This window comes from Paenibacillus sp. J31R98 (assembly GCF_056269245.1).
Genome location: NZ_JBWDNO010000004.1, coordinates 243,548 through 263,170, shown reverse-complemented (window position 1 = coordinate 263,170; position 19,623 = coordinate 243,548). Strand labels below are relative to the sequence as shown.

General features: G+C 48.1%; 27 protein-coding genes. 3 read left to right on the top strand and 24 right to left on the bottom strand.

The window, feature by feature from the left end:
* Positions 1 to 39 precede the first annotated feature (39 nt).
* Positions 40 to 1,509: a DHA2 family efflux MFS transporter permease subunit gene (locus tag AC0YNX_RS17695; RefSeq protein WP_475817025.1), complete on the bottom strand. Its 1,470-nt coding sequence runs from the start codon at positions 1,507 to 1,509 to the stop codon at positions 40 to 42.
* Positions 1,510 to 1,744: 235 nt separating this feature from the next.
* Here AC0YNX_RS17695 and AC0YNX_RS17690 point away from each other — a divergent pair, with 235 nt between their 5' ends.
* Positions 1,745 to 2,359 (top strand): TetR/AcrR family transcriptional regulator, encoded by a 615-nt coding sequence (locus tag AC0YNX_RS17690; protein ID WP_475817024.1) that lies wholly within the window; start codon positions 1,745 to 1,747, stop codon positions 2,357 to 2,359.
* A gap of 59 nt (positions 2,360 to 2,418) precedes the next feature.
* On the opposite strand, the gene glpX is transcribed toward AC0YNX_RS17690, so the two are convergent.
* Positions 2,419 to 3,408 (bottom strand): class II fructose-bisphosphatase, encoded by a 990-nt coding sequence (glpX, locus tag AC0YNX_RS17685; RefSeq protein WP_475817023.1) that lies wholly within the window; start codon positions 3,406 to 3,408, stop codon positions 2,419 to 2,421.
* A gap of 695 nt (positions 3,409 to 4,103) precedes the next feature.
* Here glpX and AC0YNX_RS17680 point away from each other — a divergent pair.
* Entirely contained in the window at positions 4,104 to 4,265 is a 162-nt protein-coding gene (locus tag AC0YNX_RS17680; RefSeq protein WP_475817022.1) for a LuxR C-terminal-related transcriptional regulator, read from the top strand.
* A 370-nt stretch (positions 4,266 to 4,635) separates the two neighbouring features.
* Positions 4,636 to 5,649, top strand: a complete 1,014-nt coding sequence (locus AC0YNX_RS17675; protein WP_475817021.1) for a hypothetical protein — start codon at positions 4,636 to 4,638, stop codon at positions 5,647 to 5,649.
* 14 nt (positions 5,650 to 5,663) lie between these two features.
* Here AC0YNX_RS17675 and AC0YNX_RS17670 read toward each other — a convergent pair whose 3' ends face one another.
* From AC0YNX_RS17670 to AC0YNX_RS17565, 22 genes are all read right to left on the bottom strand, one after another.
* On the bottom strand, positions 5,664 to 7,262 hold the full coding sequence (locus AC0YNX_RS17670; protein ID WP_475817020.1) for a recombinase family protein: 1,599 nt from the start codon (positions 7,260 to 7,262) through the stop codon (positions 5,664 to 5,666).
* Complete coding sequence (locus AC0YNX_RS17665; protein ID WP_475817019.1) at positions 7,246 to 7,443, bottom strand: hypothetical protein; 198 nt, start codon at positions 7,441 to 7,443, stop codon at positions 7,246 to 7,248. The genes AC0YNX_RS17670 and AC0YNX_RS17665 overlap by 17 nt, the downstream gene beginning before the upstream one ends.
* Positions 7,444 to 7,514: 71 nt before the next feature.
* Positions 7,515 to 8,084, bottom strand: a complete 570-nt coding sequence (locus AC0YNX_RS17660) for a sigma factor-like helix-turn-helix DNA-binding protein (protein WP_475817018.1) — start codon at positions 8,082 to 8,084, stop codon at positions 7,515 to 7,517.
* A gap of 153 nt (positions 8,085 to 8,237) precedes the next feature.
* Positions 8,238 to 8,726, bottom strand: a complete 489-nt coding sequence (locus tag AC0YNX_RS17655) for a hypothetical protein (RefSeq protein WP_475817017.1) — start codon at positions 8,724 to 8,726, stop codon at positions 8,238 to 8,240.
* A 140-nt stretch (positions 8,727 to 8,866) separates the two neighbouring features.
* A complete protein-coding gene (locus AC0YNX_RS17650; RefSeq protein ID WP_475817016.1) occupies positions 8,867 to 9,292 on the bottom strand; it encodes a hypothetical protein in 426 nt (141 codons plus the stop codon).
* Entirely contained in the window at positions 9,280 to 9,516 is a 237-nt protein-coding gene (locus tag AC0YNX_RS17645; protein ID WP_475817015.1) for a zinc-finger domain-containing protein, read from the bottom strand. The genes AC0YNX_RS17650 and AC0YNX_RS17645 overlap by 13 nt, the downstream gene beginning before the upstream one ends.
* Positions 9,509 to 9,721 carry a hypothetical protein gene (locus tag AC0YNX_RS17640; RefSeq protein WP_475817014.1) on the bottom strand — a complete coding sequence of 71 codons (213 nt, stop codon included), beginning with the start codon at positions 9,719 to 9,721 and terminating at the stop codon, positions 9,509 to 9,511. Before AC0YNX_RS17640 ends, AC0YNX_RS17645 begins: the two co-directional genes overlap by 8 nt.
* Positions 9,718 to 10,584: a helix-turn-helix domain-containing protein gene (locus AC0YNX_RS17635; RefSeq protein WP_475817013.1), complete on the bottom strand. Its 867-nt coding sequence runs from the start codon at positions 10,582 to 10,584 to the stop codon at positions 9,718 to 9,720. Before AC0YNX_RS17635 ends, AC0YNX_RS17640 begins: the two co-directional genes overlap by 4 nt.
* A gap of 109 nt (positions 10,585 to 10,693) precedes the next feature.
* Positions 10,694 to 10,885: a hypothetical protein gene (locus AC0YNX_RS17630; protein WP_475817012.1), complete on the bottom strand. Its 192-nt coding sequence runs from the start codon at positions 10,883 to 10,885 to the stop codon at positions 10,694 to 10,696.
* A 7-nt stretch (positions 10,886 to 10,892) separates the two neighbouring features.
* Positions 10,893 to 11,225 (bottom strand): hypothetical protein, encoded by a 333-nt coding sequence (locus tag AC0YNX_RS17625; RefSeq protein WP_475817011.1) that lies wholly within the window; start codon positions 11,223 to 11,225, stop codon positions 10,893 to 10,895.
* Entirely contained in the window at positions 11,222 to 11,881 is a 660-nt protein-coding gene (locus AC0YNX_RS17620; RefSeq protein WP_475817010.1) for a sigma-70 family RNA polymerase sigma factor, read from the bottom strand. The genes AC0YNX_RS17625 and AC0YNX_RS17620 overlap by 4 nt, the downstream gene beginning before the upstream one ends.
* Entirely contained in the window at positions 11,878 to 12,057 is a 180-nt protein-coding gene (locus AC0YNX_RS17615) for a hypothetical protein (RefSeq protein WP_475817009.1), read from the bottom strand. The genes AC0YNX_RS17620 and AC0YNX_RS17615 overlap by 4 nt, the downstream gene beginning before the upstream one ends.
* 60 nt (positions 12,058 to 12,117) lie before the next feature.
* Positions 12,118 to 12,678 (bottom strand): hypothetical protein, encoded by a 561-nt coding sequence (locus tag AC0YNX_RS17610; RefSeq protein ID WP_475817008.1) that lies wholly within the window; start codon positions 12,676 to 12,678, stop codon positions 12,118 to 12,120.
* A complete protein-coding gene (locus AC0YNX_RS17605) occupies positions 12,675 to 12,914 on the bottom strand; it encodes a LexA family protein (RefSeq protein ID WP_475817007.1) in 240 nt (79 codons plus the stop codon). Before AC0YNX_RS17605 ends, AC0YNX_RS17610 begins: the two co-directional genes overlap by 4 nt.
* 142 nt (positions 12,915 to 13,056) lie before the next feature.
* Positions 13,057 to 14,433 (bottom strand): replicative DNA helicase, encoded by a 1,377-nt coding sequence (gene dnaB, locus AC0YNX_RS17600; RefSeq protein WP_475817006.1) that lies wholly within the window; start codon positions 14,431 to 14,433, stop codon positions 13,057 to 13,059.
* Positions 14,430 to 14,636, bottom strand: a complete 207-nt coding sequence (locus AC0YNX_RS17595) for a hypothetical protein (protein ID WP_475817005.1) — start codon at positions 14,634 to 14,636, stop codon at positions 14,430 to 14,432. Before AC0YNX_RS17595 ends, dnaB begins: the two co-directional genes overlap by 4 nt.
* Before the next feature lie 79 nt (positions 14,637 to 14,715).
* Entirely contained in the window at positions 14,716 to 15,618 is a 903-nt protein-coding gene (locus AC0YNX_RS17590; protein ID WP_475817004.1) for a replication protein, read from the bottom strand.
* 14 nt (positions 15,619 to 15,632) lie between these two features.
* Positions 15,633 to 16,157, bottom strand: a complete 525-nt coding sequence (locus AC0YNX_RS17585; RefSeq protein WP_475817003.1) for a hypothetical protein — start codon at positions 16,155 to 16,157, stop codon at positions 15,633 to 15,635.
* Positions 16,158 to 16,955 (bottom strand): MBL fold metallo-hydrolase, encoded by a 798-nt coding sequence (locus AC0YNX_RS17580; protein WP_475817002.1) that lies wholly within the window; start codon positions 16,953 to 16,955, stop codon positions 16,158 to 16,160.
* Entirely contained in the window at positions 16,909 to 17,829 is a 921-nt protein-coding gene (locus tag AC0YNX_RS17575) for a RecT family recombinase (protein ID WP_475817001.1), read from the bottom strand. The genes AC0YNX_RS17580 and AC0YNX_RS17575 overlap by 47 nt, the downstream gene beginning before the upstream one ends.
* Positions 17,830 to 17,832: 3 nt before the next feature.
* On the bottom strand, positions 17,833 to 19,362 hold the full coding sequence (locus tag AC0YNX_RS17570) for an AAA family ATPase (RefSeq protein ID WP_475817000.1): 1,530 nt from the start codon (positions 19,360 to 19,362) through the stop codon (positions 17,833 to 17,835).
* Positions 19,359 to 19,604 (bottom strand): hypothetical protein, encoded by a 246-nt coding sequence (locus AC0YNX_RS17565; RefSeq protein ID WP_475816999.1) that lies wholly within the window; start codon positions 19,602 to 19,604, stop codon positions 19,359 to 19,361. The genes AC0YNX_RS17570 and AC0YNX_RS17565 overlap by 4 nt, the downstream gene beginning before the upstream one ends.
* Between the last annotated feature and the right edge of the window lie 19 nt (positions 19,605 to 19,623).

Sequence of the window (19,623 nt, the reverse complement as noted above, 5' to 3'; positions counted from 1 at the left end):
AGCAAGTCAATCCCTTGACCTGCTGGGCAGTTTTTATTTTTATCCGACGTGCATCATCATTTCAGGACGATTGCCTTCTTCACCTTCGACCGGCTGAGGTCTGCGAAGCACAAGACCAAGCACTGCGCCGAAAGCTGCGATGAACGTAAGCACGAGGAACGTGTCGCCGAACGAGTTCGAGAATGCTGCGAGCTGGCTCTTCGCTGTTGGAGCATAAATGGTCATTCGCTTTGCAAGAATCGTTGCAAGACCTGCTACAGCGAACGACGTCATGACTTGCTGCGCGGCGTTTGTCAGCGACGTTACGCGGCTTACGAGATCACGCGGTGCGGATTGCATCAGATGCGTGTTGAGCGGCATCATCGACAGACCCATGCCAGCGCCAAGCAATGCCAGCGGTACCATGATCATCATCAAACCGGACGCTTCATCAACTCTGGACAGAATGAACGAAGCGACTGTAACGAGCACCATACCGATGAATACAAGCGGTCTTGCGCCGACTTTGTCAAACAGCTTGCCGCCGATAGGCATGAACAGACCGGCTGCGATCGCTTGCGGGAGCATAATCAGACCTGTTTTGAAAGCCGAATAGCCTAGAGCTTGCTGAAGCAGCATAGGTACAAGGAACATCGTGCCGAACAGCGCGATTTGGGAAATCCATTGAACCACGATGCCGCGAGAGAAGTCCGAAGAGCGGAATACGCGCAGCTCGAGCAGCGGCTCTTTGCGGGTAAGCTCAACGATAACGAACAGAATAAGTGCGATTGCGCCAATCGTGATACCGCCGATTGTTTTGGCAGCTGTCCAGCTAACTGCACCTTCACTTACGCCATAAGACAAGCCTGCGAAAGCAATTGGAGCAAGGATAAATCCAAGCTTATCGAGCGCAGCAACCGCCTGACGCTCAATACGCGGAAGCGTGCGAATACCAAGAAGAATACCAATTGCGCCGATTGGCAGATTGATCAGGAACAACCATTTCCAGCTTACATAGTCCACGAGGTAACCAGCAAGAACAGGTCCAAGCGCCGGTGCAAGCAGGATTGGAATCCCCATCATACCCATAACCGCACCGACTTTATCAGGCGGGCTTAAACGATACGTGAACGCCATTGCAATCGGAAGCACCATACCGCCGCCGATCCCTTGAATGATACGGAATGTAATGAGCATCTCTACTGAAGTGGCAAGTGCGCAGAGAAGTGATCCGACCGTGAACAGAAACACCGAGATCAGGAATACCTGCTTCGCCCCGAAGCGGTCAGACAACCAGCCCGCGAGCGGAATTACCGCCGCCTGAGCCAGCGCATAGCCCGTTACCGTCCACGATACGACTTGCGTCGTCGTGTGGAACTCTTCAACGAGACCTGGAATAGCTACGTTAACTGCTGTGCCGTCAAGGACAACCATAAAAATACCGATAATAATTGCTGCGAGCGGGCCCAAAATCTTCCGAATGGAGAACGGCTCTTCGCTTCTTGCAGCTGATGCTGCTTGTGCAGACATAGTTTAACCCTCCAGCTCCTTTAAAATTTCCGTCTCTTCAGCTTCTTTTGCTACGGCTGCATTGACCCCCAATAATCGTAAGGAGTACAATGTAGGCACTATAGCCTAACGAAACTTGACGGTTTATTTAGTAAATGGACAATTGTCCGCTTACTTTTCAGCTTACATGAACCGTCTCCGCGTTGTCAATGAAAGACAATGTGAATTTTTTTCAAAATCAGGAGGTTCATGGTTCATGATGCAACGGAGCGAAAGAAAAGATGCCGCCAGCAACCGCGAACTGATACTTGATACTGCGTCCCAGTTGTTCGAAGAGCACGGCATCGACAGCGTCAGCATGCACCAGATTGCGAAGTCCGCGGGTGTCGGGCAAGGCACTTTGTACCGGCGTTATTCATCGAAAGCTGAGCTTTGCATGGATTTGTTAACCGACCGCTTCGGTAAATTTGCAAATGACTTGCAGGCTCAATTGGCGAACAACGCAAGTCAGCCTGTGCGTACGAGGATGGCTGGCTTCTTATCGAGCTGGATCGATTTTATTGCAACAGAATTGAAATGGTTCAATGCCATTAAGCCGGACAACTGGTGCGTCAATGACGAGATTAACGTATTCGAGTCCGAACCGTTTAAATTTGGCATCGGTACGCTGAAGAAGCTCCTTGATGATGCCGCAGCAAGCGGTGAAATTCGTCCCGTCGACGCCGAATTTGCTGCTTTCCAGATCGCCACCTCGATGAGTCCAATTGCGCTCATTTATTTCACGCAGGAGCGCGGGCTGTCGCTTGAACAGTTGAAAGAACAGTACTTGCAGTATTACGACGGACTATTCTTTAAATCATCCAGTCAATGAAAAAAGGACGTTCCCCTAGTTTGCACCGTGGGAGCGTCCTTCTTACATGTAATTATCGGCTACGCCTTTGTGCCAAGCTGATTAAGCTGGCCGAGCAGCGGCTTGCCCGGCAAGTAATGCTGCGACTTGATGTAACGAATCGTGCGCGTCTTCGCCCGCATAACGATTGAATGCGTCTCTGCACGCTGCCCAGGCAGCATCGTAACTCCGCCAAGAAACTCTCCAGGCGTCACCCCTGTAGCCGCAAAAATCACATCCGCATCGCCAACCATATCATCCATTCGCAGCAGCTTCCGCGGATTGACTAACCCCATCGCGATGCAGCGTTTCTCCTGCTCTTCATTCTCCGGCATGAGTTTCCCTTGTATCTCGCCGCCTAAGCACTTAAGCGCCGCGGCTGCAAGCACGCCCTCCGGCGCACCGCCAGAGCCAACGTACAGGTCGATGCCCGCTTCCGGGAATGCCGGTGCGATCGCGCCTGCAACATCGCCATCAGATAGAAACTTGATGCGAACCCCTACCTCGCGCAGCATTCGGATGATGTCCGCATGGCGTTTGCGATCAAGGAGCATGACCGTCAGATCGGACACGTTCTTGTTCAGTACAAGCGCTGCCTTCTCGACCGTCGTGCGAATCGGATCTTCGATGCTAAGCTTGCCGGCAAGGGCCGGACCGACCGCAAGCTTCTCCATATACATATCTGGCGCATGCAGCAGCTTGCCCTTCGGCGCAACAGCTATAACCGCCATCGCATTGTTGAGCCCGCGCGCAACAAGCTCTGTCCCTTCAAGCGGATCAACGGCCACATCCACCTCTGGCCCTTGAAGGCTTCCTACCTCTTCGCCGATATAGAGCATCGGCGCCTCATCCATCTCGCCCTCGCCGATGACGACCGTTCCGCGCATCGACACGGAATCGAGCATGCCGCGCATCGCATTCGTCGCCGCTTCGTCGGCATGATGCTTGTCGCCTCGCCCCATCCACGGTGCGGCGGCGAGCGCCGCCAATTCCGTGACTCGGACAATTTCAAGTGCAAGTTCACGTTCCACGCGTAACCACACTCCTATTGATCAATCAGGTTAAATGCTCAAGCACATTATCAGTTTATTTGCATATACGGCTTAAATGATTATTTATTCAGCCAATCATCAAATGCAGATGATTTTTCCGTGTCTTTGACTGCCATAAATTTTTTCTTATAATCTCCGTCCATTACGTTATTCCGAAAATGAGTTTGATTACCACTTATATCGACCAACCCTTGGCTGCCTCCCTTAATAAAGAAGGTGTCTACTTCACCATCGGTCTGTTTACCTAGAAATAATAAGTAAGATTGATTTGGCGAAAGTAATTCTTCACTACCTAATACACCAATTTGGAATACACGGATTTACGGTTCGGTCTGTGCAATAGACTCAGTCAGTGTTGCTTTTTCATTAGATTGATTCCTTGAACTAATTTGAATAAATGTTATTAATCCACAAACAAAGACGATAGCGATCATAAATAATTGATTTCTTTTCATGACAAATGGCCCCTCGCTAGATCTTCTGCTTTCATTCGCAATACTACTCAAGAGGCCCGTCTCTCATCAGCCCGACAGTGATATCTGCAATACGACAAATACCCGCCCATTTTTCAAGACATACCGCACCACTACAGGCGCCTGATCATAAGATAATTTGACTGTATCCCTTAACCTTGTAAAACATAAAAACCCGAGCAAGGAGGGGTGACAAAATTAATGGGTAACGACCAGAAGAGCAAGTTTCTTTTAACTCATCGTGAACGCGAGGTTTTCGAGCTGTTAGTACAGGATAAAACAACGAGAGATATTGCACAGCAGCTATTTATCAGCGAGAAAACTGTTCGAAACCACATTTCCAAGGAAATGTACTTTCAATAACGTAATAATTCAGATGTAATTCTTATTTGAATAAAGACTGTCTGAAGAGGCAAAAATAAAAACTAGCCCCAGAAATGGGGCTAGTTTTTATAAGCTGTTATGCGGTTATAGTTTTTGCCCGCTCTTGATCGTCACTCGACTCGATCTCCTGAGCAACTGCCTCAAAGAGTGCAGTAAGGAAATCATCATCTTGCCACGACGTCAGACCGAATAAGTGGTATGGGAGCTCAATCGGTAATTCTTGATCTTGCCCTTGGCTACAGGTGGTTAATTCGGGCAGACATATCCCCCCTCAAATTTAAAGATAAGGGATAAATATGCTTGCCCTGCTTATAACATGTTGACTTTAATTAGAGGAGCGTTAATTTTCATGAACATGCCTAACTATTCTATAGTCCCCCATGAGTATCGCCTCTCTGTAGGGAGTTTGCAAAGTCAACATCCTGAACTCGAGAACGTATTATCATTACCTTCAGGCGAAAAACTGAAAGACTTCCAAATTATTTGGCAAAGACCAATAACTGGTTTTAACAATAGAAGCATTTATAAGTGGTATCAATCTAATCTTAATTCATCATCAAATGATACAACTATCGATTTGGCTTCGGAGTCTAACCCAAGAAGTGAAATAGGTAGTGTTTCTTCTTGGAATAAATTAGGTATTGGAAAGCAACGAGACGATAGTAATGACCTTGTACCGTATAACATGAGAAGTGCTACTATTGGATATGGAATTGAAGAAAATAAATGGATGTCATTTCGAGATTTTCAAATTTCTCTTGATGAATTAATGAAGGAGCAAGGCGACAAAAATAATTCAACTTCTATCTACAAAAAGAAAGCAGCTGAATTGCAACAAAGCTTAGTTGCTATTGCTAAATTAAGAACAAATGTAACTCCACACGAAAGTCCAACTGTGAGACTAGCGAAAATTGCTAAAAGCTTTAGCCTCCTGGTATTAGAGCGTCGATTATCAGCTTACGCAGGGTTTATTAAAGAATTAATTGTACTTGATTTATTAAAATATTTATCAAGTAGCTCAAGCTCACACTTCTCTTTTGAAGTTTACAGATCTGATGATTACGGGGATATAAATGCAAAAAATGATTTTTTTCTTTACTTCAAACCAAGAGAATGGGCATCAAACGGTTTCTGGGCTCGAGTTGCAGTAACTGCTTCAGACAAACGAAAAGAGCTCGATTTACTTGAATACAGGAATGAAATTGTATTCAAGGTTGGAGCTAACCCTAAATATTCAAGTAATTCAATTCAATGGAGCCCATATTTTTACGTTCCTGACCCTGTCTATATTGCAGAACAATTAACTAACTTTGTTAAATGGAATGAATTTTGGGCAAAAGTAAAGACCTCACTTGAGAACTGAGTGAGGTCTTTTTATTAGATTATTGTCTGTACGTAGGTTTCTCCGTCCTTATCAATCTCGATTCTACGTATGACACGTAGCAAAAGTAACCGTGTTTTCTCAATGTCATCGTCGTATGAATTTATACTCATCAGCTCGTCCAGCGTGCGACGAACTTCCTTCATGTTTTTCTCGATATCAAGAATTTGCTTCTGACTAGCTTCCATAACCTGAAGCTTCTTGTTGCAATCCTCGAGCTCCTTCTCATACATCTCTTTCTCAAAGCTATACTGCTCATTATCCAGTTCACCAAGCATGTTCTGACGGCGGATCTCGAAGAGAAGCTTTCGGTTATCTGCAATCTTCTTTTCGAGTTTGCCAATATCCTTGTCGTAACTATTCTTCGGCAGCCTCGCACTAATCGCCTCGATCCCGCCTTTACCTTCGAAAGCAGAGACAGCGTTGCGAATCAATGTAATTATCTCTTGAATCAATGCATCTTTGAGATCGTAATACTCTATCCATTTACCATTTCGGCAGCCAACTTCACCAACGCGACGCCGGCGCGAACACATCAGATAACGATATTGCTTTTCCTTCTTCAAGGTTGACATAGTGACCATGGCAGATCCGCATTCAGCGCAAAACATCATCTTGGCGAAAACGTTAACGAATGATCTCCGCCCACCTCGAGCCCCACCGCCTCGTATTAATCTAAGCTCCTGGGCTTGATCAAACATTTCTTTTGAGATTATTGCTTCGTGCGTCGGAAAATTGGTTCGTTCCCATTGGTCTTTCGGCTTCTGAACTAATTTCTTACCGCGATCCATCAAGTCGTTCAAATCGTTATAAGAAACTTCAACTGTGTGCCGCCCGAAAATAGTGTAACCAGTGTAATTCTCATTCTGTAATATGCGTTGAACAGTGGAAAGGCCCCACAGTCCGCCTTTATACGATGGTATCGACTCACGACTCCCATTGTCGCCATTCAGGAAGTTTACAATCGATTTTTCGCCCATACTTCCGTTCACATACAAATCAAAAATCAATTTAACTATCTCTGCTTGTTCTGGAATGACCTCTAAGGTCTTTCTTTTTGCTTTTTTACCGCCTGGATTCGTCACTTCGACTTTTTTATAACCAAACGGCGGGATGCTGCCAGTATAATTGCCGTCCATTGCTGACTGACGAATACCGCGACGAGATGAGATGCTAATATCACCGCTCGTATTTTGGTTAACCACGGATTTGATACCAAACAGCAATTCATCATCTTTGATTCCAGAATCGTAAGCATCCTCAATCGATACAACCCGGATTTTCAGAGCATTCACAAGAATCCTCTTTAGCGAAATGGCATCCAGAGCATCCCTACTGAATCGGGAAAGGGAAGCAAACCAGAGTGATCTGATTTCTCCCCTTTTTGCATCTGCAATCATTTTCTGAACATCTTCTCGAGCAACGATGCTCGTTGCTGAATCTCTATCTTCATAAACCGCATTATCGGAGAAATGAGTTCCCATTCTGCCGGCATGCTCGCGTATAAAAGCTTCCTGGTGTTCAGGGCTATCTTTCTGCGAATCCTTCATTGTTGAGACACGAACATATAAACGATCTTCACCCATTTTGCTCATTACGCATTTCCTCCGAAATGTATTTGCACAGAACTTCATCAAGATTATCCGATACAAGGCCGTTTTTTGCAAGTACTGCTTGTATCCTCTCCTTGACGATAGCACGAATAACTTCGTCTGGATTATCGCCAACTCTAACGATTCGGATGTTGAATGATTTTTTCTTTTTCCTCTTTTCCATCAGCATCACCTAACGTTATTTTATGAGCGAGGGCATGGACATTTGCCCCAGCCCTCGATTGATTATTCGTGTCAGCATGTTAAAAATATATTCCCACCTAGATCTTCGCTTACCTTACGCTGAGCTCGCTGGACGTAATCGCTAACGGATGACTTCTCAATTCCCAACAAGTTTGCAATATATGAGTGCGAAAACCCTTGACCATGAGCCATCTCGTAACATTCCCGTTCCCGATCCGACAGCCGTCGAAGCGCTTCTTCGAGTTGGAACCTCTGCCAATCAGTCAGGTTGCTCGGCCCGCCAGCGTTTGCTCGAACTACTAACGACTGCATGCGGACCGGGTCCATCAGCTTCTCTCGCTCATATGCCGCACGCCGCTCGATACCACGCTTGCTGCCCGGACGCTTGCTCGTGTGCATCCAGGTGATAGCGAAGTTCACATCGGAGATCGCTCCTTTTATGATCTTTATATCTGGATGCTCGGTTGGTTTCCCATCCTCATCGACCAATGCCTCCGCTTCCTTCAGGGCTTTCCGCAGCCGCCAATAGGTTTCGCGGTACGAGAGCTTCAGGTCTCTCATGTTAGCCAAGAAACCACGAGCATCCAGTTCCGGCAGCTTATCCACTTTTCTTCTGGCCACGTTATCCCGCCCCTCTGTCGTTTTGGATAGCCCCGACCGGATCGACCGGGGCATGTGTTTTAAACAACTGACCTAATTAGCAAGTAAGCTCCAGCCCAGCAGGCAGCCACGAACAGCAGCACGGCAATTCTTGACCAGTTCCAGCTCCGCATGCTACTCCTCCAGCAGGCCGAGCTCGTCGTCATCATCGTTTGAGGTTTCTTCTTCGCTGTGTTCATCCTCGGCGGCGCCATCCGAAGATTCGGAATCATCTGTGTCAACATCAGGTTCGGAATCGGCGCATCCGTCTGTTTCTTCTTGCGAATCTTGCTGCTCTTCTGTTTGCTCGTCAAGATGCTCATCGGTATCTTGGTTCACTTCCGCTTCCTCGATCGTTATCTGGCCTTCTTGTTGTTCGAGATCGATTGTGCCGTCGCCATTGCTCCTCATAGCAAGCCCGTGGTTCGGAGCTGCTGGCACTACGTCGTCTATCTCTATTTGTGAAGAAGCAATGCCAAGAGTCGCTTGTCCGCCTGCCTTCAACTTGTGCAAGGCAAGGATTTGCGCGTCACTCAATTCTCCGCGCACTTGGAACTCAAGGACCGTCTCGTCCTTCTTGTTTGTGTTGAACTTCGTGAAATTTACACCTACGACAGTTTTCATTTATGATTGCTCCTTTAAGTTAATTTTTAGAACGTATGTTCTGTTTTATGGCAGCAGTTAGCCGCGGGATCGACCGAAACGGCCATCCCTATTCTTTCAGTCGATATCCTACCTCGCTCAGAACCGATACCAGCTTCGCATCATGGTCTGGCATGCACCACTTCATACTCACCTTCACATTCTTCATCCGTCATCCCAGCAAGAACCGATTCTGGATAATTAAAACCCTTCAACTGCTCTCGGTAATTTGTCATGTTTATCCCTTCCATGGTAGTACCAGCAGCAAGCTCCATCGAGAATGTTTTCTCGATCCCTTCCCTGATCCGCTTGATATCCTCGCGCAGCTCCGTGAGCGTCGTAGCTGTCGACTCCATGATCTCAAGCTTGAGGAAGTGCTTCAGCGCAAAATCGATGTTTGTGAAGTACCCGAGCGTTTTATATATCTCAGTCAGTTCGCCAGTCTTAGCATTCTTCGAGAACTTACCTGTGTACTGCTTGATCAAGAACTGCGTGCCGTCTGATTCAAGGTAGATGTTATTTTCAATCTGGACTTTCAATTGAGGCATTCTAATTCATCCTCCTGAATAAATTTGCGATCGCCGCATTTGAGTTGGCGGCCGAGGTCCTGTAACTGCTGGCCGACTGAGCATTGTTTGACGCAATAGCTGTCAATCTTCGCAAAGTGGCCAGAAGCACTATGAGTTTTGTTCAATTCTTCCCTTACACCGCAAATGCGACACGTTCCATCCAAGTGGTAGCTGATCTTAGCGAGAACTGTTTGTCTATCCATTGGCATCGCCGCCCTCCAAACGCTGCAATTCATTAATCGCACCAGCTATTGAGGCGCCAGCTTCTCCACAATGCATCAAGTAGACTTCATCGCGTTCGTTCGCGGTCATATACATACCGAGTATATTGAGTGTCTCAAGTGCCTTATTCAGTTGCGCCGCTGCCTTCGTCGCCAAACGCTGTTCGTTCTTATTGGGTTTGTTCATGCTCCTGACACTTCCCAGCCGCGCTCCATCGCAGTATTGATGAGCTGCTGGATGTGTGCATTATTATGACGACTGACGAACTGTTGCACCGTCCACTCAATGTCAGCAGGTTCAACCAAGTCTTCCGCCTGTGCTCGGATAATATTGACAATGACCTGCAAGCGGAGGAGTGTCTCAGTCATAAGCTGCGGTGCCTTAATCTCGCGCAGCCCAATCTTGCCTTTCAGTCCACCATATTCAACCAATGCCTTGAAGCGGTCCTCGATGTCTTTCTTACCGGTATCGATTAGTGGGATATGAAGTGTAATGCATCTTTTTGTTGGAGGCTGTTCAACAATGATTACCGGTTCATTGACAACTTCCAGGTCAGCGAGAAGATGCCGGATACGCTCATCTTGTTGTGAAACGAGTGTTCCCTGTTCAGATAACTGCTGCCGCCTTACCTCCGCTGTCCGCTTCCACTCGTCGCGATCATTCCGCACTTCATCAATCTGAATTTGTTGCTGAGCATTGGCCGCGCGCATATTCTCGATCTCAATATTCAGGCTACCGATGATATCGACGAGAGATCTGTCTGCAAACGGCGATGTTAGTTCAGACTGTGACGCAGGTTCAGAGGTTGACGTGGAATCTGGAAGCAGCTCTACCGACTCTTCACCAGCCAGGAGATCACGCGCTTTACCTGCAGATATCCCTTTCAAATTCCAATTCTTAATCCATGCATAAAGCGTGTTGTACTTCATCCCCCAGGCTTTTTCGATACTCGAGATAGTTTCTTCCTGAGCAATTGCCTTAAGGAATTCTTTCCTTGTTAATCCACATGAAGGACCATCCTTCGGGGCAGGCCCGCGGCGATTCGTCATTATCGGCGTCGCTCCTGTTATTTTATTTGATTTACTATTGATCTCCGCTAATTCTTCCGGACTTAGTCGATACGGGATAACCGGGCCAGCTCCGCACGAGGCAGCCTCTCTATCCCTGCTTGGTATTGGCGTTCCGATCGCCCTCACCTCCAGCAACCTGCTTCATTCCTTCCAGCACCTTTAATACTTGAGGAATCGGAATTTTATATCTGTTCTGGTACCAGGAAGCAAACTCTATGTCAGTGAAGTTGGAATAGACGTCTCGCAACTGTTGGATGCTCTTCTTCACATCTGGAATCACCGGAGCATCATTGAACTGGTTCTTCTTGTATTTCTGATCCGTTGTCCGGCATCGGTGTAGAAACGACATTCTGTCCGCCTCCTCCTAGCGAAAGTTCAGCATGCTCTGTTTCATCCAGCTCGATTGTTTGCATTCCATCCCACAGTTCCCTTATTTCAGCCGCTTTCGCTTCAACAGCTGCCTTTTGTTTAGGTGTGAGTACGATGTCCATTGCTTGACTGTAATGTTCCTGCGCTTTTGCATAAGCCCTCGTGTGCAGAACAGCCATCGCCTTCCAGAAGCTTTCGCTCGTCATTCCCTTTAACCTTTGGAAGTACTTACGCCGCTGAGTGTCGTTCATACGAAAATCCCTTCTTCCGCATATTCCACATACATCTTTCGGATCTTCACAAGTCTGTTAAAGACGCCTTGGTGAGTTATTCCGCAACTCCGACCGATTTCACGACAAGTCTGATTGTTAAGCATTCCATCTATCACAAATCGTTGATTAGGACTAAGAAGCCTCAAGAACTCGTTCGCGTAGACAATAGAGTAATCTTCTGTACAAGGTATAGTGCTTCCAAGGGATTCCGCATCGTGCTCATCTCCTAGCGGGGAATCTAGGGAAGCTCGTTTAAGTCGTAAGAATAATAGGGCATTCTCGGCCGTTTTCATTGAGCATCCAGCAGATGCGGCAATTTCAACAGCCGGTTTATCGTGCAAATTGTTCCTTCGTATGTGCCCCGCTACGTCCACCACATTGTAAGGAACGCTGTAACCGCCACGTCGAATGAAGCGAAGTATTAAACCATCAATTGTCCGGTAGGCGTAAGTTGAAAACTCAATTCCCTTTGCTGGATCGAATCCTTGGGCAGCTTTGACTAAACCAACACAGCCCTCACTGTAGAGATCGTCGTAATCAACAGCGCTGTCCTGGATCGCAGCAACATACTTTTGTGCTACCTTGTGAACGAGCTTGAGATTTTCAGTAACAAGCTGATTTCGATATTCATTCATCGTGGATACACCACCTTCGCTTTGCACTGTAGGTTATTTCGCAACAATCGTCGATTCCGCTTATTCAGCTCATCGATTGCAGCTTGCACTTCAATCGTCGATGCTGTTTCGTCATGATAGGCGATCGTGAACAATTCGGTTTCCGATGCTTCTTTCAGCCTGAGTTTTCCGCGCAAGTGGATTCACCCTCTCCAAAATGAGATCATACGTTCGATTCAATGGCAGCACGAATCCCTCTACCGAGCGGATGCGCGGCTTTTCTTCTTTTTCTCCGCCGATTCTGGACTGGAGGATATTGCTTCAAGAACTTCCCGTTGAAAGGCTGTGTACTCAGTCAACAACAGCTGCTCCTGGTCGATCGATTTCAAACCTATTGCGATCTGAGCTAATACAAAGGCATCAAGTACGTTATTACTGCTGGTCTCGAATCCCCAGCGCTTGAAGATCGGAACCGGTAAATCCTCTTTCTTGGTGTTTCCTTTTCCGGAAGCAAACTTCTTTAGCTGCGACGGTGACGCTTCAATGTAGCTCAGCCCTCGTCGGAATAGTGCCATTCGCAGTCCCCAGCCGATTCCGCCGAGCTGAATTGCCTGCTGCGAAGCAAAGCCAAAACCTTCAATCACGATTACATCATCCGGCTGCAGGTGCTCCATTATTTCGTCGATTTGAGTGGACATCCGCTTTGGATCTGTCTTCCCGATGCCAGTGAGCTCCTTGGCCCGCAGCAGCTTGCCGGATTCATCAAGTGCCACAAATCCACATTTTGTTGAAGGGTCAAGTCCAACATAACGTTTCATTCCGCAACCACCGCCTTCTCCAGGATAACCATCGCGCGCGGAGCACCTTCTACCCGTTTGATATATCCGGCCTTCTCAATTTTTTCTACAAAGCCATGAGCCGTGGACACATTCGTATTAACTCCCTCGGCTATTTCGCGAACTGAAGGTACGTATCCGTTCTTCGAGATGAATGATTTGATAAAGGCCAATGTTTCCTGCTGTCGATTTGTTAACGGCTTTTCTGCTGCTTGCAACGTTTCTTCCTCCTCTTCTGGATAATGGCCGAAAATTGTTGGAGTATGAATATCTCCCCAATCGCTTTGCCGTTATCGTCATACACTATCTCCCAAGGTACGTCCTGCATGAATGGATCAACCATTGATACCAGCTCCTCCGCTATGCGATGTAGCCGTCCTCGTGTATTTCCTGCTGCCGATTAAGACTTGCGTATTTCCCGTATTCCTTGATAAATGCAAGCTCGACTGTTCCGACAGGGCCGTTCCGTTGTTTCGCTATGATGATCTCAACAATATTCTTCTTATCACTTTCCTTGTCGTAATAGTCATCCCGGTATAGGAAAGCTACAATGTCTGCATCTTGCTCGATCGATCCGGATTCTCGAAGGTCGGACATCATCGGCCGCTTGTTCTGTCTCTGCTCGACTCCGCGACTTAACTGAGATAGTGCTATGACTGGAACGTCAAGCTCGCGCGCGATTTGCTTCAACGTTCGGGAGATTTCCGAGACCTCCTGCTGCCGATTGTCGCCTCGACCTTGAATCAGCTGGAGATAATCAATCAAGATAAGTCCAAGGCCATGTTCTTTCTTCAACTTCCTGCATTTTGAACGGATTTCAGAAACGTTGATGCCAGGCGTATCGTCGATGAAGATCTTTGCACCGGCCAGCGCGCCAACTGCGTGGCTCATCTTCTCCCAATCTTCGCCCTCGAAGTAACCAGTCTTCATTTTGTTAGCTGAAATGTGCCCTTCAGTGGAAACCAACCGAGCAACGAGTTGCTTGTACGACATTTCAAGTGAGAATATGGCAACCGTCTCTTTCAACTTCACTCCAACATGCTGCGCGATATTAAGAGCGAATGCCGTCTTACCAACCGATGGACGGGCAGCTACGATGATCAAGTCTGATTTTTGTAAGCCGGCGGTCATTCGATCAACGTCCAGCATCCCCGTCCCTAACCCCGTAACGCCTCGCTGTACGTCCTTGGTGTTGTATTTTTGCTCTGTGTCCTCCCAAACCTCAAGGAGCGCTTGTTTGATTTGAACAAACTCCTTTGCTGGAGCCGTCTGGTCCGCAAGTCGTGATATTCCTTTTTCAGCAAGAGATACGAAGCTTTGAATGTCTGAATTTTCGGCAGCCTTCTGAAGCAGCTCGCTTGCAGTCTCAATTGCTTGCCTGCGCAGGAATACTTCGCGAACTCGATCTGCGTAGTGTCCGGCATTGTCCGCCGTCGGCACGGTACTAGCTAAACTTGAGAGATAAGTGATGCCGCCAACATCCGCCAGTTCTTCGGAATCGTTGAGCGCTGAACTTAGCGAAACAACATCGATAGGGACTCCTGATTTGTACAGCTTCCCCATGGCTCTAAAGATTCGCTTATGTGCTGGCTCGAAGAGTTGACCTACTCGCATCCGCTCATTAATGGTTTCGAACGCTGAGCTTTCTATGAGTATTGAACCAAGCGCCGATTGCTCCGACCGCACATCTGATGGCATCTCTTCAAGACCGATGGCTTCAAGCAATTTATGATTCATTCTGCTGCGGCCTCCCTTGCGATCATCGCTCGAACCGTTTCCCAATATCCCTCTGGCGGCGGACTTTTTGTTGCTGCCCAAGAGTCCAATTCAAGGAACAGCATTTCCGTTTCCTCTTTCATGAGCTTGTGAGGCAGGCTTGCATCTACCAGAACTGGTCGAGCGATGTCTGCAATATCCGGGAACCAGTTACTTGACTGCACATGCTTTTGGTAATTTTCAAACGCTAGCTCCCAAGATACATCTGCTAAGGCTGCGATCCACTCTTCGAATATCTGAGGATTACTCCTCAGATTGGGAGCCTTGTTCGGGTAGGCTGCCGAAGCCTTCCCCAGGATTAATGCTATCTGGTTCCTGTCTATTGCCATCACCACCAATCTGATCTCTGAGAAAGTCGAGGTTCGAACCAAACTTAGATTGCTTCTCAGCTGCAATTCCTTCTGGATCAACGACGTTATAATCCTTATAGCGTTTCTGGTTTAAATAGGTGGACGGGTGAGGAATGTGCTGCTTCTGTGTTTCAAGCAGCTCAACCGTCTTCGAGAAGTTCACTGTATTCTGAATAACCAGATAAGCGTCGAATGATTTGTCCTTACACAACTTGGACCATGCTTTTAACGCTGCATCCTTAGAAACCTTTCTTGGATAGCTAGACCAAAAGATTTCAAACGCCTCGCTATTGTCTTTAAAAGATGTCTTTAAAAGAATGTCTTTCTTTGGGGGCGCGATCGCATCCCCCGGAATGGCAGCTTGAGGGGCGCAATCGCATCCCCCGCGAGGGTGGTAATCGCATCCCCCGGATTCATTGCTACGAGGGGTGCGATCACATCCCCCGCACTGCTTCTTGTCGTCCATTGGGTCACCTCGTTTCGAAATAGTCCAAGCTTCGTAATCTTTATTGAAGGAAAGCTTTCTTGCGCTGTTTTGCGTAGCCTGCTTTGTCACCAGCAGAACCTTCGCTTTCAGCAAAGTTCTCAACTCTTGTTTCACTGTGCTCTCTGCTAGGCCCGTTCGCTCGTGCAAGAAGGTCAACGATAATTCATGGTCCTTCCGATTCCAACCATATGTGTTTCGCCAGACAACCATAATGATGCTTAACTGAGAGCCGTTGAATTTGTAGAAGGGGAGTTGATCCAGTAGCTCATTCGCTAGCCTGGTGTGTTTATCCGGTTGCGGGTTGGCCATTCCACCTCACCCATTCAAGTCGTTGTTTGTTGCTGTTCAGCGGGCGACTCCTGTAACACTTGTATCAGACGTTCCGCCAGTTGGTTAACAGGAATCGGACTTTCAATTCTCAGAGCAAACAGCATTGAGGAAATTTTCATCGCAATTGTTTCTTCTGATGGTGTTTGCTCGACGTTATAGCCATTTACAAGTGCCGAGATGAGATTGTAACCATTGCCGATCGTGCCGGCATATTCTCGAAGGATGTTAAAACGACGAGCCGACGTTCCAATTGCAAGATGGGCTACGATGTAATCGATGTCTACGCCGTCTGCTTTGAATGAGTCGATTACATCTGCAACTTCTCGAGGTAATGTAACACGCACTACAGGTTGCGCTAGCAACTGCCGATTAAGTTTGAGCTGCGCCTCATATTCCCACTCGATAGCAGCGATATGATTCATGAGCATGATGGCTGTATCACGGCCGTATGATTGAACTGACGACATCCTGATCGACGTCTGCATTGCCTCTCTGATTTCCGGTGTCATTTTCTTCATCTACACAACCTCCAATTTGTAATGTTCACCAGCCCGCAGCCCCTTGGCCGTAAGTGCGCGACGGACGGTACCGGACGCCAGAGCTGGCATATTGTTGTTGCTCGACATGTGAGTTAAGAAGATTCGTTCACCGCTGCCCTTCACTAATTGCGCCAGGGCAGCAGCTGCTGCATCATTTGATAGGTGCCCGATGTCGCTCAGTATCCTACTCTTCGTCTTCGGGTCATACGGACCTTTCTCGAGAAGATCAACATCGTGGTTGCACTCGAAGACGTAGATATCGCTGTAAGCCATCGCATGGAGCATGTCAGTGGTGACCTTCCCGGTGTCCATCAGCACGCTGACCTTACCGTCGCGATCCGAGATAGTGAAGCCGAGCGGTTCGTATGCATCATGGTGAACGGCGAATGCTTTGATCGTCAGGCAGCCGAGCGAAAGTGCGCGAAGTATGATCGACTTTCCCGCCTGCAAGATGATTCCCTTTCCATCCTCCAGTCGGCTCACCGCTTTCAGCGTTCCTTCGCTGGCATAGACCGGCAGCTTGTACTTATCAGCAAGTGACAAACCCATTACGTGATCCTTGTGCTCGTGTGTCACGAAGATCGCATCCAGCTTCGATGAATCAATACCGGCGTCGAGCATGATCTGCTCAATCTTCTTACGCGGCAGCCCCATGTCGACGACGACGTTTACTGTTCCGTTCCCGAGCCAGACGCAGTTGCCATCAGATCCGGAAGCGAGGATTTTCACCTCAATCATCAATTTCGCCCAACTCTGGCGCAGCAGCCTTTTCTTCAATCTCGAGCTCCATGATCTTGTGCAATCCGATCAACTCCTGCAGCGTTGGCTTATCGCCTTTCGGCTTGCAGTTTGCTGCCATGTATGCGGATTTTGCGGCATCGTCCGTGATTCCCAGCTTCTTGAACGCTGTGCTGATCTTACCGCGGATCTGAACCATCTCATTGACCTCGGCAGCTGGCGGAAGTGGAGCTGGCTGCTCTTTAGTATCCGGAGTGCCATCGACTTCCGCAGTGATGTCCCGGCGCTGACCTGAATTGTAAGTTGGAGTTTTGTCAAAGGTGTTCTCCGATCCGACCGCTTCATCCTCGGCAACCTCGATGCCGTACTGACGCTTAAAGGCCCGCTTGATCGCATGCTTCACGATCATGTCGTCGAAGTAGTTCTTCCACATGTCGCCGTTCCGGCCCTTAAGTAAGTGTTCAACCTGGTCGTTCGTGACGATCACTGCCATGTTTGGAGCGTCGGTGCGGTATGCAACACAGTAAGCTCCGACTGTTTTCCCGCGCTGCATGGAAGTGATTCGATGAAGCGGTTGGCCGGATACAATATCGATTTCGAATTCGTCATTCTCCTTGACCTCGGAAGTGATGAATCCACCATACTGTGGGTGTCTCTTGGCCAGCGATACAATGCCCTCAACGGCGATCTGGATACTCATAACCGGACCGTCTTTGCCGTTGTAAACGATGCAGTAGATTTGATTAAGGAACGGGTTAAGACCGCTGCGTGCGCAGGTTTGAACAAAGAGAGCGAATTGCTCATCAGTCGTTCCTTTAGCGATGGTCGATTTCAGTGTAAGAAGCTCAGTCTCGTTAAAATTGCCTACAAGCGCTTGGGTATTTAATGCTGCAACAGCTTTAGAGTTGGACATGGATTAGACCTCCGTAATGGTTAATGGTTGATCAGCAACGCGGCACTCGATAAGCTGGCCTACTGGTATGGTGTACTTGATGATCGATTCTGCATTGTCCAGGAAGACCGGAGCAACAACACCGCTCTGCTTACTGAGTACCTCGATCAGCTCGAGCCCGGCGCGAATCTTCTCTGCCGTCGAAAGCTTCCGGTATGGCTTGCCGTCTTGCTCGAGTTCGAAGAAAGGCTTCTGCGCGCCGTCGCCGACATTGGTTTGGAAGAGCTTTGGCTTGAGAGTATTGAAGAGGCCATTCACTTTTTCGGCCATGAGGTCCGCTTCCTTGGCACGGAATGCCTTGACTGCATCTAAGATGAATACGGATTCGGTGAAGCTTTCGTGAGTAGCCTTCTCGCTCGCCTCTGCCTGCTCGATCTGCTGCTGTAGAGCACCGCGGCCACCGGACTGGGCAAGCCTGTTTTGAATCTCACTCTTCTTCTCGAGCAGCGACCGGAGGTTTGCCGGATCGTAATCAATAGCTATCGCTGACGGGAGATTGTCGCGCTGTTCGTTTAGCTGTTTCAGCTTTTCCTTCAGTTCGGTGAACTGCGCTTTAATGACGCCGAGTTCACGTTCCTTATGTTCCTGAACCTTAGTAACTGATTTCTCGTCCAGTGCTTGACCACACTTGTCGCAGTTGTCCTCAATCGATGCCGCCTTCACCCTTGCATGCTGAGCTTTAACTTGTTCGCCGCGCTGTACAATACCGTTAATCTCAGACGTCAACCGCTCCAGTCGGTTATTTGATACCAAAGCATCACGCTGTGCAGTTTCTTCCGCTTGGATCATCTCTTCCAGTGCGGCGCTGTCCTTCTCAGCCTTCTGACGGTCCTTAACGCTAATGTCCGGAGGCAATGATGCTTGCTGCTCTCGCAACGTCCTTACCCGTTCCTTCGCAGCGATCAGTGCCTTATCCTGCCGGTTCTTGTTGTCGCTATGCTTAGCCACGAGATCGTCGAGCGATGCCTTCTTCAGCAGCTCAGCCAGCTTATCGGCCTGTGGTACTGGAAGGGCTGCGAACACGTCCTTGTTCGCCGGAGGAAGCACGTTTTTCAGCAGCATTGCGCGCTGATCTTCCCATTTTTGCGAAAAAAAATACGCCGGCGTGAACAGCGATAAAAACAGGTTCTTGTCAAACAGTGATTCGACCAGCTCTTTGTACTGGGTCGCCTTCTTCGGCGTCTCGTTGACGTAGTACTTTGTTTCGCCGTCTTCGATGATTCGACTCAGCAGTATCTGCTTATCATCAACGGCAAGTAGCAGGTGAACCTCGACACGATCGAACTCATATGTGAGTGGCTCCGGTGATAGCTGCTTGGTCAATTGGTTACCGAGCGTATCTGTGCCGTAGAGATTCCAAGTAATCATCTCGCCGATTGTCGACTTGCCTGCACCGTTCGTGCCGATTACGCGGGTAATCTGGAAGAGTTCCAGCAATAGTTCCTTGTGTGACTTGAAGTTTCTCGACCGAAGTTCATCTATCCGGATACTCATCGGTTACCTCTCCGATTCCAAGTAGCCGGCTTGGGTTTGACGATGTGCGGTACACGAATCGACTCAGGGTAAGCCAGATTTGCGGGATTGTAACCGAGAACCGAATTACCAGGCTTGTATGGCTTCTTTTCTGACTTCTCCCGTTTGAAATGACGATGCTGTCTCATTTGCGCATATTGTTTGGCTGCAGCAGCTTGTACCGCACAGCGGAATGCTTGTGCTTTATCTTTGAAAATGTTCATGTGGATATTTCCTCCTCCA

Bases quoted from the DNA above. Each gene is read 5' to 3' on its own strand.
- AC0YNX_RS17585 (WP_475817003.1), bottom strand. From the start codon at position 16,157: ATGAAGAAAATGACACCGGAAATCAGAGAGGCAATGCAGACGTCGATC.
- AC0YNX_RS17695 (WP_475817025.1), bottom strand. From the start codon at position 1,509: ATGTCTGCACAAGCAGCATCAGCTGCAAGAAGCGAAGAGCCGTTCTCC.
- AC0YNX_RS17665 (WP_475817019.1), bottom strand. From the start codon at position 7,443: ATGGAAAAGAGGAAAAAGAAAAAATCATTCAACATCCGAATCGTTAGA.
- AC0YNX_RS17620 (WP_475817010.1), bottom strand. From the start codon at position 11,881: ATGAATGAATATCGAAATCAGCTTGTTACTGAAAATCTCAAGCTCGTT.
- AC0YNX_RS17670 (WP_475817020.1), bottom strand. From the start codon at position 7,262: ATGAGCAAAATGGGTGAAGATCGTTTATATGTTCGTGTCTCAACAATG.
- AC0YNX_RS17650 (WP_475817016.1), bottom strand. From the start codon at position 9,292: ATGCCTCAATTGAAAGTCCAGATTGAAAATAACATCTACCTTGAATCA.
- AC0YNX_RS17690 (WP_475817024.1), top strand. From the start codon at position 1,745: ATGATGCAACGGAGCGAAAGAAAAGATGCCGCCAGCAACCGCGAACTG.
- AC0YNX_RS17570 (WP_475817000.1), bottom strand. From the start codon at position 19,362: ATGAGTATCCGGATAGATGAACTTCGGTCGAGAAACTTCAAGTCACAC.
- AC0YNX_RS17625 (WP_475817011.1), bottom strand. From the start codon at position 11,225: ATGAACGACACTCAGCGGCGTAAGTACTTCCAAAGGTTAAAGGGAATG.
- AC0YNX_RS17565 (WP_475816999.1), bottom strand. From the start codon at position 19,604: ATGAACATTTTCAAAGATAAAGCACAAGCATTCCGCTGTGCGGTACAA.
- AC0YNX_RS17635 (WP_475817013.1), bottom strand. From the start codon at position 10,584: ATGACGAATCGCCGCGGGCCTGCCCCGAAGGATGGTCCTTCATGTGGA.
- AC0YNX_RS17590 (WP_475817004.1), bottom strand. From the start codon at position 15,618: ATGGCCAACCCGCAACCGGATAAACACACCAGGCTAGCGAATGAGCTA.
- AC0YNX_RS17610 (WP_475817008.1), bottom strand. From the start codon at position 12,678: ATGAAACGTTATGTTGGACTTGACCCTTCAACAAAATGTGGATTTGTG.
- AC0YNX_RS17675 (WP_475817021.1), top strand. From the start codon at position 4,636: ATGAACATGCCTAACTATTCTATAGTCCCCCATGAGTATCGCCTCTCT.
- AC0YNX_RS17575 (WP_475817001.1), bottom strand. From the start codon at position 17,829: ATGTCCAACTCTAAAGCTGTTGCAGCATTAAATACCCAAGCGCTTGTA.
- AC0YNX_RS17645 (WP_475817015.1), bottom strand. From the start codon at position 9,516: ATGGATAGACAAACAGTTCTCGCTAAGATCAGCTACCACTTGGATGGA.
- AC0YNX_RS17655 (WP_475817017.1), bottom strand. From the start codon at position 8,726: ATGAAAACTGTCGTAGGTGTAAATTTCACGAAGTTCAACACAAACAAG.
- dnaB (WP_475817006.1), bottom strand. From the start codon at position 14,433: ATGAATCATAAATTGCTTGAAGCCATCGGTCTTGAAGAGATGCCATCA.
- AC0YNX_RS17680 (WP_475817022.1), top strand. From the start codon at position 4,104: ATGGGTAACGACCAGAAGAGCAAGTTTCTTTTAACTCATCGTGAACGC.
- AC0YNX_RS17640 (WP_475817014.1), bottom strand. From the start codon at position 9,721: ATGAACAAACCCAATAAGAACGAACAGCGTTTGGCGACGAAGGCAGCG.